This window comes from Mycobacterium sp. (assembly GCF_049585075.1).
Classification (GTDB): domain Bacteria; phylum Actinomycetota; class Actinomycetes; order Mycobacteriales; family Mycobacteriaceae; genus Mycobacterium.
Genome location: NZ_JBAUZA010000349.1, coordinates 1 through 14,108 on the forward strand (window position 1 = coordinate 1; position 14,108 = coordinate 14,108).

Annotated in this window: 15 protein-coding genes and 1 pseudogene; 7 read left to right on the forward strand and 9 right to left on the reverse strand. The window is 66.0% G+C overall.

Going from position 1 to position 14,108, the window contains the following annotated elements:
- Window positions 1-3,216 (reverse strand): molybdopterin-dependent oxidoreductase (locus WB785_RS16395; protein ID WP_424080371.1); only part of this gene is annotated, 3,216 nt, incomplete at its 3' end.
- 200 nt (window positions 3,217-3,416) lie between these two features.
- Window positions 3,417-3,827, reverse strand: a complete 411-nt coding sequence (locus WB785_RS16400; RefSeq protein WP_424080372.1) for a pyridoxamine 5'-phosphate oxidase family protein — start codon at window positions 3,825-3,827, stop codon at window positions 3,417-3,419.
- Between the two features lie 51 nt (window positions 3,828-3,878).
- Here WB785_RS16400 and WB785_RS16405 point away from each other — a divergent pair, with 51 nt between their 5' ends.
- Together WB785_RS16405 and WB785_RS16410 are read left to right on the forward strand one after the other, a co-directional pair.
- Entirely contained in the window at window positions 3,879-4,913 is a 1,035-nt protein-coding gene (locus WB785_RS16405; protein WP_424080373.1) for a hypothetical protein, read from the forward strand.
- Window positions 4,914-4,943: 30 nt separating this feature from the next.
- Window positions 4,944-5,288 (forward strand): hypothetical protein, encoded by a 345-nt coding sequence (locus tag WB785_RS16410; protein WP_424080374.1) that lies wholly within the window; start codon window positions 4,944-4,946, stop codon window positions 5,286-5,288.
- Window positions 5,289-5,492: 204 nt separating this feature from the next.
- On the opposite strand, the gene WB785_RS16415 is transcribed toward WB785_RS16410, so the two are convergent.
- From WB785_RS16415 to WB785_RS16430, 4 genes and pseudogenes are all read right to left on the reverse strand, one after another.
- Complete coding sequence (locus WB785_RS16415; protein WP_424080375.1) at window positions 5,493-5,804, reverse strand: hypothetical protein; 312 nt, start codon at window positions 5,802-5,804, stop codon at window positions 5,493-5,495.
- Window positions 5,801-7,291, reverse strand: a complete 1,491-nt coding sequence (locus tag WB785_RS16420; RefSeq protein WP_424080376.1) for a molybdopterin-dependent oxidoreductase — start codon at window positions 7,289-7,291, stop codon at window positions 5,801-5,803. The genes WB785_RS16415 and WB785_RS16420 overlap by 4 nt, the downstream gene beginning before the upstream one ends.
- 13 nt (window positions 7,292-7,304) lie before the next feature.
- Window positions 7,305-7,793 (reverse strand): oxidoreductase, encoded by a 489-nt coding sequence (locus WB785_RS16425; RefSeq protein WP_424080377.1) that lies wholly within the window; start codon window positions 7,791-7,793, stop codon window positions 7,305-7,307.
- 22 nt (window positions 7,794-7,815) lie between these two features.
- Window positions 7,816-8,225, reverse strand: a pseudogene (locus WB785_RS16430) (TOBE domain-containing protein).
- A gap of 82 nt (window positions 8,226-8,307) precedes the next feature.
- Between WB785_RS16430 and moaA the strand changes: the two are divergent.
- Window positions 8,308-9,387, forward strand: coding sequence for a GTP 3',8-cyclase MoaA (moaA, locus tag WB785_RS16435; RefSeq protein ID WP_424080378.1), 1,080 nt, complete (start codon window positions 8,308-8,310; stop codon window positions 9,385-9,387).
- 1 nt (window position 9,388) lies between these two features.
- Complete coding sequence (locus WB785_RS16440) at window positions 9,389-9,646, forward strand: MoaD/ThiS family protein (RefSeq protein ID WP_424080379.1); 258 nt, start codon at window positions 9,389-9,391, stop codon at window positions 9,644-9,646.
- Window positions 9,647-9,667: 21 nt separating this feature from the next.
- On the opposite strand, the gene WB785_RS16445 is transcribed toward WB785_RS16440, so the two are convergent.
- Complete coding sequence (locus tag WB785_RS16445; RefSeq protein WP_424080380.1) at window positions 9,668-10,093, reverse strand: molybdenum cofactor biosynthesis protein MoaE; 426 nt, start codon at window positions 10,091-10,093, stop codon at window positions 9,668-9,670.
- Window positions 10,094-10,142: 49 nt separating this feature from the next.
- Here WB785_RS16445 and glp point away from each other — a divergent pair, with 49 nt between their 5' ends.
- From glp to WB785_RS16460, 3 genes are read left to right on the forward strand one after another with little or no spacing between them, the layout of a single operon-like run.
- Window positions 10,143-11,345, forward strand: a complete 1,203-nt coding sequence (glp, locus tag WB785_RS16450) for a gephyrin-like molybdotransferase Glp (protein WP_424080381.1) — start codon at window positions 10,143-10,145, stop codon at window positions 11,343-11,345.
- Window positions 11,346-11,370: 25 nt separating this feature from the next.
- A complete protein-coding gene (moaC, locus tag WB785_RS16455) occupies window positions 11,371-11,847 on the forward strand; it encodes a cyclic pyranopterin monophosphate synthase MoaC (RefSeq protein ID WP_424080382.1) in 477 nt (158 codons plus the stop codon).
- Window positions 11,847-12,329 carry a MogA/MoaB family molybdenum cofactor biosynthesis protein gene (locus WB785_RS16460; RefSeq protein ID WP_424080383.1) on the forward strand — a complete coding sequence of 161 codons (483 nt, stop codon included), beginning with the start codon at window positions 11,847-11,849 and terminating at the stop codon, window positions 12,327-12,329. Before moaC ends, WB785_RS16460 begins: the two co-directional genes overlap by 1 nt.
- A gap of 1 nt (window position 12,330) precedes the next feature.
- Here the strand turns inward: WB785_RS16460 and WB785_RS16465 are convergent, their stop codons facing one another.
- Window positions 12,331-13,506 (reverse strand): putative sulfate/molybdate transporter, encoded by a 1,176-nt coding sequence (locus WB785_RS16465; RefSeq protein ID WP_424080384.1) that lies wholly within the window; start codon window positions 13,504-13,506, stop codon window positions 12,331-12,333.
- Window positions 13,503-14,108 (reverse strand): TIGR03621 family F420-dependent LLM class oxidoreductase (locus WB785_RS16470; protein WP_424080385.1); only part of this gene is annotated, 606 nt, incomplete at its 5' end. The genes WB785_RS16470 and WB785_RS16465, both read right to left, overlap by 4 nt.

The window sequence follows — 14,108 nt, forward strand, 5'->3', positions numbered from 1 at the left end:
GATCAGGTCGGGCGTGATCCGGGTGATGTCCATTCGGGCGCATAATGATTCGGCCAGCGGCATCGTCTGGCCGCCGACGGTGACTTCCGCCGAGCCGTCCAGCCCGGTGCGTTCCAAGAACTCGATCACGACCTCGGGCCGGTTGTGTGGCCACACGCCGAGCGCGTCGCCCGGGCCGTACTCAAGGGTGCCCTCCGGCAGATGTATGCCAATGTTGCGCACGTCTTTGTCGGAGCCTGCGCCGCAGAGTGCGACGTTGCTGGCGACGGTTGTCCGTAGCGGATTGGTCCTTGAATACGACGGTGCTGCAGCTGGTTTCGGGTCGGATAGGCTCGGCGCTGCCTCGGTCAGTGTGCTAATGACACGGTCGGTCCAGGCCGCAGCGGTGGCTTCGAAGTCCGGCTCGCACGATGCCCGGTCGACAATGCGGTGCGCACCCAGATGATCCAGCCGGGCGTCCAGCCTGCGGGCGAAGCCGCAGAAGTTGGTGTAGGACGAGTCGCCGAACCCGAGCACGGAAAAGTCCACGGAGTCAACGTCGCCCGGTTCAGCGGCGGCCAGCGCGTGCCAGAGCGCGATGCCGTTATCGGGCGGCTCCCCGTCGCCGGTGGTGGACACCACGAACAGCACCGTCCCGTTCAGGTCGGACAACGATATCTCGTCGGCGCCGCGAAGCCGCGCGGTGATGCCGGCATCGTTGAGCCGCTCGACGCAGGTTGTGGCGAATTCTTCAGCTGTGCCGGTCTGCGACGCCCACACCACGGTCGGCGCCGGGCCACCGACTTGGTCGGGCGTGTGGGCCGTCGATCCCGCTGTGCGGGAGAAGATCCCGGCCAGCACTCCGTCGACCCATGCCCGATTGGCGGGCGCGAGCGGCGTGGCCGTCGGCAGCGTCGGCATCTGATCGGTGGGTGGGTTCGCTCGGACACCGGCGACGAAGCCGGACAGGAACAACTGCTCGTCGGCGTTGAGCGTGGCCGGCGACGGCAGCGGGCCCAGCGCGGCAGCGAGCGCGTCGACCGGCGCCGTGGCCTCCAGCGGTGTCGGTTGTGCGGTGGGAGCCTCGGTTTCGACGGCGGTCAGCGCGACCGCGCACACCTTGAACTCGGGCTGCAGCGACTCGGCGTCGACGGCGTCGTTGGTCACCGCGTTGACCGCCACATCCGGTGCGAACGCGTCGGCCCAGTGCATCGGGGCGAAGCACACGCCCGGCCGCACGGCCTTGTCGATGGCCGCCGGAAGCACCGACCGGCCCCGTCGGGACCGGATCTCGACCCGGTCGCCGTCGCGCACGCCAAGCCGGTCGGCGTCCTCGGGGTGCAGCTGCAGGAACGGTTCGGGGTTGAGCTTGTTGAGCTTGGCGACCTTTCCGGTCTTGGTCATGGTGTGCCATTGGTGCGCGAGCCGACCGGTGGTGAACACCAGAGGGAATTCGTCGTCGGGCAGCTCGGCTGCGGGAAGGTATGGCCGCGGCAAGAACCGGGCGCGACGGCTCGGTGTCGGGAAGGCCAGCGCCGGGACGCTGCCGTCCTCGGCGGTGTGCAGATCCTGACTGACGCCGTCGTTGCGGTAGCGGATCGGGTTGCGGTCGGCGCAACCCGGCGCCGCGGGCCACTGCACCGGCGTGCGGCGCAGCCGCTGGTAGTCCACACCGCGCAGGTCCCAGCCGGTGAAGGGATTGTGGAAAGTGGCAAGTTCGGCGAAAACCTCTGCGGCGGAGTCGAACTCGAAGCCGCGATAACCCATGGCGGTGGCAACCCGGCAGATCAGCTGCCAGTCCGGCATCGCCTCGCCGGGCGGGGCCATCGCGGGGGCGCAATGGGTGAGCGTGCGTTCGCTGTTGACCATCACCCCGTCGGCCTCTGCCCACAGCGCGGCCGGCAGAACCACGTCGGCGTATTCGGCCGTCTCGACACCGGTGAACGCATCCTGGACCACCACCAGTTCGGCGCGCTGCAGACCCGCGATCACCGAGGCCCGATTCGACACCGAGGCAACGGGATTGGTGCAGATGATCCAGGCTGCCCGGATCTCGCCGTCGCCCATCCGCCGGTACATGTCGATGGTGCCGGTGCCGCCCTCGGCGCGGATCGTCCCGGGCTCGAGCTCCCAGCGGTCTTCGACGAACGCGCGGTCGGCGGCATCCAGGGCGGACCGCTGGCCCGGCAGGCCCGGGCCCATGTATCCCATTTCCCGGCCGCCCATCGCATTCGGCTGGCCCGTAAGCGAGAACGGACCCGCGCCCGGACGGCAGATCGCTCCGGTCGCCAGGTGCAGGTTGCACAGCGCGTTGGTGTTCCAGGTGCCGTGGGTGGACTGGTTGAGGCCCATCGTCCACAGGCTCACCCAGTTCTTCGTGCCGCAGATCAGCTCGGCGACCGCGCGCAGATCCGCCTCGTCGATCCCGGTGATGGCGGCGACGAGATCCGCCGGATATTCGTCGAGCAGGGCGTTCAGCGGCTCCCAGCCCTCGGTGTAGGTGGTGACGAATTCGGTGTCGATGCCGCCCGCGTCGCGCACCAGCCGCAGCAGCCCGTTCAGCAGGGCCAGGTCGGTCCCTGGGCGCACCGGCAGGTGGTAGTCGGCCTTGGCCGCGGTGGCCGTCCGGCGCGGATCGACGACCACCAGCTTCGCGCCGTCGCGGACGCGGTCCATCATCCGCAGGTACAGGATCGGGTGGCAGTCGGCCATGTTCGCGCCCAACACCAAAAACAGGTCGGCTGTGTCCAGGTCGTCATAGCTGCCGGGCGGGCCGTCGGCGCCCAGCGACTGCTTGTAGCCGGTGCCCGCGCTGGCCATGCACAGCCGCGAGTTCGACTCGATCCATTGGGTCCGCAGGTAGCCCTTGGCGAGCTTGTTGGCCAGGTATTGGGCCTCGATGGACATCTGTCCTGACACGTACAGCGCGATCGCATCGGGACCGTGCTCATCGCGGATCGCCGATAGCCGGTCCGCCACCATCTGGACGGCGGCGTCCACACTGGTCGGCGCGGCCTCGTCGTTGCGCGACGGACGGACCAGAGCCGTCGTGAGGCGGCCGCCGGCGCGCAGCATATCCGCGGTGGTGTTGCCCTTGGTGCAGAGTCGTCCCCGGTTGGCGGGGTGATCCGGTCGGCCGACGGCCTTGGTCACCACGCCGTCAGCCACCTGCAGGTCCATACCGCAGCCCACGCCGCAGTACCCGCACACCGTGGCGACCCTGGAGATCGAAGCCATTCCACCTTCCTGCTTCCCCCGTGGCAGAACTCCGCGACTCGCGGTGATCGGATCCATCGTGGTGTCGACGTGTTTCGACGATTCGCGATGGGGGTTACAGATGTATCAATTCGACCTGCGAATCGACTGGCCGGTCGTTGTGAGGCCGCGGTGAAATCGTGAAATCCCAGTTCCAAGTTGTGAAGTGGCCCACACTCTGGCTATGACTTGGCGAACACCACACAGTCGTGCAGGCAGCCTTTCGCGGACCCCGGAGTGCTCGGATCGGCGTTGCGGTGCAACAGCGCTCGGGTCGGCACGACCCGAAGCGCAACGGTGTCATCGGAATCGGTGACCTCGGTCACTTCAGCCCGGCCGTCGACGATCAGCGAATAGCCGCCCGGCTCGCGCGGTGGCCACAACAATGTGATGGCACTGCGGCTTTCGACGTTGGTGCGGGTTCTGCCGCCGACCAAGCCGACGTCCATGATGCGCTCGCGCAGCTCGGGTTCGACGGTGACGGTGTGCACCCGGTAGTCGTCGTCGACGGTGACGAGGTAGGCGAACCGGTAGTCGCCCAACGCGTCAGCCAGACGCTCGAAGTCGACTTCCTTCGCGGCCTTGGTTCCCATAGTGAAAGCGTAGGTGTAACCACACCTGGTTCTGGGGTATTGCTTCTCCAAATGACATCGCAGCGCAGGTGGGTTTTGGTCGCAGTCAGTGTTCTTGCGGCTGCGGGCTGCGTGGCGCCGGGCACTGCGGTGGAGACCGAACCCGAGGTCAGCGTGACGACGGTCGGTGCGATGCTGCGTGATCCGGTGTGGTCATACAGCAACGATGCCCTGGTCGGGCTCACCGACGCTGGCCGAGTCGCCGAGATCACCGACCTGGTGCACTCCGGTCACGCCAAGACGCGGCTGTCGGCGCCGATCGCGGCGGGGCGCAACCTACAGATCAGCCGAAAAGACGACCAGCACGTCTATGTGCCCCAGCCGCAACGCGGCAAGGTCGCGGTGCTCGATTTGGGCACGTTGCGCCAGGTCGACGAGTTCGACGCCGGACCCGCTCCCGCCTACCTTTCCGAAGACGGCGGAATGCGGGTGTTACTCGCGCTGTCGGCGGACGGATCGTCGGTAACTCCGGTCGACGAATACGGCTTCCGGAAACTGCCGACCGCCAAGATCAACGGTGATCCCTCGGACACCATCGACGGCGCCAACCGTGGGCGCGACATCGAGTACCACGTCTCCGGGCCATCGGGAATCCGCTTTTACCGAGGACCCTCGTCACCACCCGAGAAGCTTGGCTCGATCCCGATGGGCGTCGCCTCCTCGGCAGGTGACGGCGCCGCGGTGACGCGTAGTTACGTGGCCCGTCCGAACGGAGACATCATCTATGTCATCGATCTGCGGCGCGCCGGGAAGGGCTTGAAGGTGCGGGCGGCAACCCAGTTGCCGTCGCCGATCCGGCGGATCGGCAGCGACGACACCCGCATCTACGCGGCCACCGACCGCGAGGTGGCCACACTGGAGACGAACAGTTTCATGCGCTTCGAGGCGGACATCATCCCGGTGCTGCGGATCACCAATTACCGAACAGCGCTTCCCGAATCGCAACGGTCAGCGCCGCTGTCCGGCATGGCCGTCGGGCCGCACCGGGTGTATCTGACGTTCAAAGGGACACCGTTAGTGGTGAGTGTCGCCAAACCGCACATGTGACAGCAGCAATGGAGGACCATGGTTGCCGACATGGACGATAACCCCGCGCCGATCAGCATCGACGATGACGTCGAGTGGCTCACCGAGCAGATTCAAACGCTCAAAGGGCTTGGCCAAAATGGCGAAGTGAGCGATGGCGAGAAGTACGACTTCAGCATCAGATGGGGTACCGCGCTTGCCGGACGGCTGCCGCGGCTGGTGCATTACAGTTCGCGCGGAATGCTCGGCGAGGCCGATGAGCGCCGGTTTCAAGCACTCTGCGACGAGCTGCGGGGAACGTCTGAGCTGATCGATCGAATCGGGCTGGTTCAGCCCGTGTTCACGGAGCCGACGCCAGCCAAGTCGCGGCGCGGGCGGCGGTCTCGCCGCGGCTGAGGGCGGCCAGGTCGCATTGGTAGCAACTGTCACAGCTGTCTCTTCGCCGGTCGACACCCGATGTGCCCGGCTTTGAGCGACAATTTTTGGTACGTCGTGCTGTGAATGACGTTGTCGCGCAGAGGCGGGCACGGCGAACATCGTCTCCGGCAGAGGCCAGTGTTGCCAATGTGGCCAGGCCACGGAAATCAGCCGGGCGGTCGTTCACGGAGCCGACGCCAGCCAAGTCGCGGCGCGGGCGTCGGTTTCGCCGCGGCTGAGAAAGTCCTTCTCGCGCAGCCTGATTCCGGTGCGCTGCCCGCACTCCGGGTTGCAGCACGTCAACGCCACCATGTAGGCGTCACTGTCTTCGTCGAGAAACAGAAAACCGAGGTACAGGGCGTGGCCGACCTCGAAATCTGTTTGGCCGCAACTCTCGCAGTGCCCGCCTTTTGCGGCGACTTGCGCCAGCACGCGGTCCCGGTCGACAGGGACCAGGCTGATCAGCTCCGGACGCACACGGTCGACCTCGGTCATATCTCCACATCTTTGTCGTAGTAGACGTTGTCCTCACGCCAACCACCGGCGCCCTTGCCGATGCCGGAGTAGTCATTGATGAACTCAATTTGGTTGATCCACTTGGCCATCTTGAATCCGACTTGGGTCTCCACCCGCAGCCGCAACGGGGCGCCATGTTTGATCGGCAACGGCTTGCCGTTCATCTCATAAGCCAAGATGGTCTGCGGTTTGTAGGCGAGTTCGAGATCCATCACCTCGTAGAACTGGCCTCCGCCATGCGAACTGGGCTCGTCGCGGTCGTTGTCCTGCATCGTCATTGAGCAGATGTATTTCGCCTGCGGTAGCGGCCGCACCAGTTCGACCAGCGTGCTCAGATGCAGGCCGCTCCACTGACCGATGCTGGTCCAGCCTTGCACGCAGTTGTGCATGACCCGCTGTGTTTCCGGTTCGGCCAGCTCGCGCAACGCCGCCAAGTCCAAAGTCACCGGGTTCTCTACCAATCCGCCGACCCGCAACTGCCAGTCGACAAAGTTGTGCACGGCCATCACCTTGTACTCGGCCGAACACGGGGGTTTGCCGTTGACCCGGTGCTGCGGGGTCAATTTTCGTTCCGGATAGTTCTGCCGCGAGTCCAAGGGCCGCAACAGAAGAAGCCGAGCGCGGGACACCACAGCGCCGAGGACACGCTGAACTGAACGAGGGTTGCGCAGACTCCACACCGTCGCCCCGACGTGGATGGCGATGATCGCCGCGATGATCAACAGCGAGATCGCGGTAGCCCAATAGATGTTGCGAATCGAGCCGAAGATCATCGCGGCGTTGAGGTGGCCCCAGCCCCAGAAGAACACCATCGAAAGATGGATGATGATGAAAACCACAAAGGCGAGTAGCCCCAGGAAATGCAGGCTGCGCGCCCATTGCCGTCCGCCCCACATCCGCACGTACCACGGGAATCTGGCTTCGATCGCCGGGGACTGGGCGGCGCCGGTGAGGATCTGGAACGGTGCCAGCCCGAAGACGACGCCCGCATAGGTCAGCTTCTGGATGGCGTCCATCGGCTCACCCGGCACCAACGGCGGCAGGTTGAACGTCATGTAGGTGACGATGTCGTCCAAGGCCTCCGGGAAGATCGACCAGGAACCGGGCCAGTAGCGAAGCCACTGCCCAGTGGCGAAGAGCAGGATGTAGTACGACAGCCCCAGCAGAATCCAGCCGATCACCACAAAGAAATGCCAGTGCCGGCCGATGCCAAGCTGCGCGCGGCCGGGCAACGAAATGAACGGGCTGTAGTCCTCTTCCTCATCGAGGGTGTCGAACAGCCTGTCCTTCGGCATGACCTTGGTAGTGAAGCGCGCCCATTCGCTTCCGGGTCTGCTGTCATCGTGCCAGTACAACTTCGGATGGGTGGCGAGGATCTCGATGCCGCTGCGAATGATCAACGTCACGAACAACACATTGAGCCAGTGGTCGATTCGTAGCCACGCCGGGTAATCGAACGTCGTCATCGCCGAATTCCCGTCAGTCGAACCACGGTTGGCGTTGCGGATAAGCCACGTTGATGCCCAGCAGCACCGACATGTGCACCGCGATGAAGCCCAGCGCGAACGCGCTCGCGAACGTGCCGGGGGCGAAATCCCACCGGCCGGTCACCGCGACCAGCCCCGGCAGCGTCGCCTGCCGACTGAATAGGTAGAGGCCGAGGAAGACGACCGAAACCAGATCACCAAAGAACCAGCCTAATTGGGGCACACGGGGATTGCGGCCCAGCCACAGGGATACCGCAGCCAACAGACAGCAAGCAACCAGGATCGCGGCATAGACGAAGAAGTACATCGGCAACGCCGGCTGGCTGGTCAGTACGTACATGTGCGCCGCGGCGATTGCGATTAGCAGCGCTGCCCCCAACATGCTCACCGTGCGGGGCAAATTGAATGCGACGTAGCCTTTCAGCCGCAGCAATTCATATAGCTGAGTGCGCTTCCACCTCTCGATGAACGCACCGATCACGGTCGCCACGTACCCGGATACGTCAATCCGCAAACGCTTCAGGGGTTTCGACGATCACGGTGGTGGCCTTGACGACCGCCACGGCGAGGCTGCCGGCTCCAGTTTCAACTCCTTGGCAGCCTCGGTGCTCATCAGGGATACGACGGTGTGCGGACCACATTGCATCTCGACCTGGGTCATCACCTTGTCACTGACCACGTTGGTCACCAGACCAACAAAACGATTGCGCGCCGAGCTGCCGGTGCCAAGCGGGTTCGGCGGCAACGGACGGGCGTTTTTGCGCCAAAACTCGGCCAAGACATCCCCCGCGATCACCTTGCGGCCGGCCTCGTCTTGACTGGCCGACAAAGCACCGTGGTCGATCCATCGCCGGACAGTGTCGTCGCTGACCCCCAGCAGCTCAGCTGCCCGACGGATTCGCATCCTTGGCACAAATAGATGCTAGATGAGCCGATGACCTGCAGGAAGGCGTCGCGCGGTGCCCTCTTCGTGGGGTCGATGGATAATGGGGGCCATGATCACGACCCTCGGAGTGCCTGCGGTGCGTCGCGGGCTCGAAGGTCTTGGGGAGACACCCGCCCCATCCAGCGGACCGTTGATCGACAGCTACGGGCGGGTGGCGACCGATTTGCGGGTGTCGTTGACCGACCGCTGCAATCTGCGATGCACGTACTGCATGCCCGCCGACGGTCTGCCGTGGTCGGCTGCCGAGCAGCTGCTGCAGCCCGACGAGATTCTCCGGCTGGTGCGAATCGGCGTGACCCGACTGGGCATCACCAAGGTGCGCTTCACTGGTGGAGAACCGTTGCTGGCCAAGCATCTTAGCGAAGTCGTCGCTGCAACCGCCGCGCTGCGGCCGCGCCCGGAGCTCGCGCTGACCACGAACGGCGTTTTGTTGGCCAAGCATGCTGACGAGTTGGCGCGGGCCGGCTTGGACCGGGTGAACGTGTCGCTGGACAGCATGGATGACGTCCGTTTCGCGGCGATCACCCGCCGCGACCGCCTTGCCGATGTGCTGGATGGCCTGGCCGCAGCGTCGGCAGCGGGTCTGCGACCGGTGAAGGTGAATGCCGTGCTGGACCCGCAGACCGGACTCGACGATGCGGTGGCGCTGGTGCGGTTCTGCCTCAGCCATGACTACCAGCTACGGATCATCGAACAGATGCCGCTCGACGCCGGACATCAGTGGCGTCGTGAGGCTACGGTGACCGCAGACCAGGTGCTCGCGCAGCTGCGGCGGCATTCGTTTGCGCTGAAACCCGATCGGGCGCCGCGGGGTTCGGCGCCCGCCGAGCTGTGGCGGGTCACCGATCCGGCGACGGGTTGCAGCGGACAAGTCGGGCTCATCGCCTCGGTGACGCACCCGTTCTGCGCGAGCTGTGACCGCACCCGGTTGACCGCCGACGGGCAGCTGCGCAGCTGCCTGTTCGCCATCGACGAGACGGACCTGCGAGCGCTGCTGCGCGGCGGCGCCGACGACGCCGAGATCGAAGCGGCGTGGCGGGCGGCGATGTGGGGGAAACCGGCCGGCCACGGCATCGACGACCCAGACTTCGTCCAGCCGGCGCGGCCGATGAGCGCAATTGGCGGCTGACGTGCCTGGTCAGACAATCACCGTGCGGTATTTCGCGGCGGCACGGGCCGCCTCAGGGTCCGACTCCGAGCAGCTGAGCCTGCGGTCCGGCGCCACGGTTGCCGAGCTTGTCGACGGGCTGGGCGACCGCAGTCAAGAACTTGCCCGGGTATTGTCCCGGTGCTCGTATCTCTGCGACGGCGTGGCGGTCCGGGACAAGGCCCAGCCGCTGCGGGCGGGCAACACGATCGACGTCCTGCCACCGTTCGCCGGAGGATAGAGCCTGCGCGGCGCTGGAAAATTAAGCCGAGCCCACCCACTCGTCGGTTCCGTCGGCGAAGAACTGGTGCTTCCACACAGGTAGCCGCGCCTTGATGGCGTCCACCAGCTGCGCGCAGGTGGCAAACGCCGCTTGGCGATGGTCGGCGGCGACCGCCGCAACCAGCGCCGCCTCGCCGATATTCAGGACGCCGATCCGGTGGCTGGCCGCGATGGCCCGGGTCCCGGGGGATTGCGCGGCGACGTCGGCCACCACCTCGGCGAGCACGTCGGCGGCCGACGGATGCGCGGAATATTCAAGCCGTACGACCTGGCGGCCGCTGTCGTGGTCGCGGATCACGCCGACGAACCCCACGACGGCTCCCGCGGACTGATGGCTCACCAGGTCCTGGTGTTCGGCCAGCGAAATCGGTCGATCCGTCAGCGCGGCGCGCACTACCAGCGTCATCGCCGAGCGCAACCTGTGGCCATGGACACCAACTATATTTACTGACGCCATGCGGTCGGTCGAGGAGCATCAACACGTTGTCGCCGGGCTGATCACTGCCCGGGCCGCCACCACCGCCGAGTTGTCCGACGCCGAGGGCCGGGTGCTGTCCGACGACGTGACCGCGACGGTGGCGCTACCGGTTTTCGACAACTCCGCGATGGACGGCTACGCGGTGCGCGCCGACGAGATAGCATCAGCGGCTTCGGACCATCCCGTGAAACTGCCTGTGGCCGAGGACATTCCGGCTGGCCGCACCGACATCCCGGCACTGCAGCCGGGTACCGTGCATCGCATCATGACCGGCGCGCCGCTGCCCGCCGGCGCGACGGCGGTAGTGCCCGTCGAGGACACCGACGGGCGAACCGATGTCGTGCAGATCCACGCACCCACCGCCGAGGGAAAGCACATCCGCCGCGCAGGCGAGGACGTCGTCGCGGGCGCCACTGTATTGCGGGCCGGGCAGGTCGTCACGCCGGCGGTGATCGGCTTGGCAGCGGCGCTGGGAGTGTCCCAGCTGCCCGTTATCCCGCGTCAGCGGGTGCTGCTGATTTCCACCGGGTCGGAACTCGTGCAGCCGGGTACGCCGCTGCAGCCGGGGCAGATATACGAGTCCAACGCGGTGATGCTGGCCGCCGCTGTGCGCGCCGCTGGTGCCGAAGTGGTCGCCACCGCGATCGCCGGCGACGACGTCGCGCAGTTCACCGCACTGCTGGACCGATACTCCGGCGAGTCCGATCTGATCATCACCAGCGGCGGCGTCAGCGCGGGTGCTTACGAGGTGGTCAAGGACGCCTTCGGCCGAGCCGGTGACCAGGGGGTGGAGTTCGTCAAGGTGGCGATGCAGCCGGGCATGCCGCAGGGTGCCGGCCGGGTCGCCGGCACGCCGATCGTCACCCTGCCGGGTAACCCGGTCAGTGCGCTGGTGTCGTTTGAGGTGTTCATCCGTCCGGCGCTGCGCTCAGCGATGGGGCTACCCGACCCGCATCGGCCTAAGCGATCGGCGGTATTGACCGAGACATTGACCTCGCCCGGCGGTAAACGCCAGTTTCGGCGCGGGGTATTCGACCCTGACGGCACCGCCGTGAGCCACGGTCCGCCGGGGTCACACCACCTGGGGTGGCTGGCGTCGGCGAACTGCCTGTTGGACATCCCGGCGGACGTCACCGAGGTACCGGCCGGTTCGCAAGTGCAGATCTGGGACCTGCGCTAAGAGTTGACCTGTCAGAATGGATCGCGTGGCTGACTCGGGTCCGCTCTCACACATCGACGACCACGGCGCGGCTCATATGGTCGACGTCACCGCCAAGGCAGCCACCAAACGCACCGCGGTTGCCGCGGGCTCGCTGCGTACGTCAGCCCAGGTGGTGGAGCTGATCGCGGCGGGCGGACTGCCGAAGGGCGACGCGCTGGCCACTGCGCGGGTTGCCGGCATTCTGGCCGCCAAGCGCACCAGCGACCTGATTCCGCTGTGTCATCAGTTGGCGCTGACCGGCGTCGACATCGATTTCACCGCCGGAGCGAGGGATATCGACATCACCGCGACCGTGCGCAGCACCGATCGCACCGGGGTGGAAATGGAGGCGTTGACCGCGGTGAGCGTGGCGGCCCTGACGCTGTACGACATGATCAAAGCGGTCGACCCGGCTGCGCGCATCGATGACGTTCGGGTCCTGCGGAAAGACGGCGGCCGGCACGGAACGTGGGAGCGGTGATGGCAGACCGGTCGGCGCGCGTCATCATCGCCTCAACCCGCGCGTCGGCTGGGGTCTACGAAGATCGATGCGGCCCGATCATCGCCGAATGGCTTGCGCAACAAGGGTTCCCGACGGTGCAGCCAGTCGTTGTCGCTGACGGCGAGCCAGTAGGCAAAGCGCTGCGTGACGCGATCGCCGAGGCTGTCGACGTGGTGATCACCTCGGGTGGCACCGGCATCTCGCCCAGCGATAGCACTCCGGACCAGACCGTGGCGGTGCTCGACTACATGATTCCCGGGCTGGCTGAGGCCATCCGGCTTTCCGGTTTACCGAAGGTGCCAACCTCGGTGCTATCCCGCGGGGTATGTGGGGTGGCGGGGCAGACCTTGGTGGTCAACCTGCCGGGCTCGCCGGGCGGCGTGCGCGACGGCCTCAGGGTGCTCGCCGACGTGCTGGACCATGCGCTGGATCAACTCGCCGGCGAGGACCATCCCCGATGAGTCAGCTGCGGGCGCGCCAGCCCTGAACCCAGCGGACTGCCCACCAAATCACAAGCGCGCCAACGAGTGCGACGGCGAGGTTGGTGAGAAATCCGGTGATTCCGACCGCAAGCGCCAGCGCCCAATGCCAAGGTCCGCGTAGATCTTTCAGCAGCGTGATGTGTAGCAACCCGGCGACCGTCAACAGACCTGCCAGGATCGGCACCGGGAACCCGGCCAGTGCAGCGGTCAGCGTCGCTCCGATGGCAAGCGCAAGCGTGATCAGCACGCTGCCCAACATGATTGGTGCGCCGCCGCTGCGGGCGCCGAAGCTGCGATGCGCGGTCATGCCCCCCGCGCCATGACACACCGGCATGCCGCTGATCGTGCCGGCGAACAGGTTGGCCAGCCCAATGGTGGTTGCCAACCGGCCTGGGCGCACCCGCTGCGCGGCATCGCCGAAGTAGGCGCGGGCGGTGTCGGCGGTGGCCAAACAGGAATTGGCAAACGACAACGGGAACTGTGGCAGCACCAGCGCGACCGCTGCCGCGGAGAACGCGGCCCAGCTCAGGTGTGGGATGTGCACCGCAGACGGACCGAAGCTGAACGAGCCGTGGAAGGCCAGCGCCATCGCCACTATGGCGATCGCGAGGAAGACCAGTGTGATCTGGCGGCGTCGCAACAACAGCGCCAAGGCGATCACTACCACGGTGACGCCAGCGAGCCACCAGACCGAGTGCCGGTGGTCGGTGAACGCTTTTGGTGTGGTGGACACCAGCCTCCATGCCAGCTGACAAAACAGAAGTCCCACCGAGAGCTGAATACCGCGAATGATCGGCTGCGGGAACACTTTCGCGACCCAGTCCAGCAGTCCAGACATCCCCAGCGTCAAAAAGATCGCGCCCATCAGCAGTGCGCCCGCGGCGATCTCGTCGGCGCCGAACCCGTGCGCGATCGCGATTGCCCCGAACGCCTTCAGCGGTTGAACCGGCACCGGCAGTCGATACACCAGGCCGGCCACCACGTACAGCAGCCCGGCCGGCAGCAGCACTGCGGTTGGTGTCAGGCCGTTCTTGACGATCAATGCCACCGCGATCGGCACGAGCACCCCGAGATCGCCCACCGCTCCGGCTAATTCCGCTCGGTCGAACCGAAACGAACTTCCACCCGCCTTCGGCAGCTGATCGATCGTGGTCATCGGAATTCCGCAATCACCTTGGCGATGGTTTCGGCGTGATGTTCCTGCACGGTGACGGACGTCAGCCCGTAGGTTTCCTGGTAACCGCGCAAGGTGTCGGCGATCTCGCTTGGCGATCCGCTCAGCACGGAGGGCAGAGCTAGCAGCTGCTCGTCGGACAGGTCGGGCGCATAATGGCGGGTCATCTTCAGGTCGGGTTTCCCGGAGTTGTCCGACGGCACCGCGGTGATCGCTAGGTTCAACTCGAGATCGGTAAACCGGTCACCAGCGGCGGCGCGGACAAACTCGACGCGTTCGGCCAGCGCGTTGTTGGCACCTGTCAGGCCGATGATGTCGGCATGTTGGGCGGCCACCGTCAGCAGTCGATTTCCGTTGCCGGCGATGAGGATCGGGATGCTGGGGTGGTGCTTCTTCAGGTAGGTGGTGACGTGCTCGAGGTAATCGACGCGTTGCCCGGCGCTTGGATACGGCAGCTCGGCAGCCTCGTATTCCTCGCGCATGTAGCCCGCGCCGAGGCCGAGATCGAGGCGGCCGTCGCTGAGGTCGTTGACAGCGGCGGCATCACGAGCCAACAGCGCCGGCTTGTAGAAACAGGCGTTGAG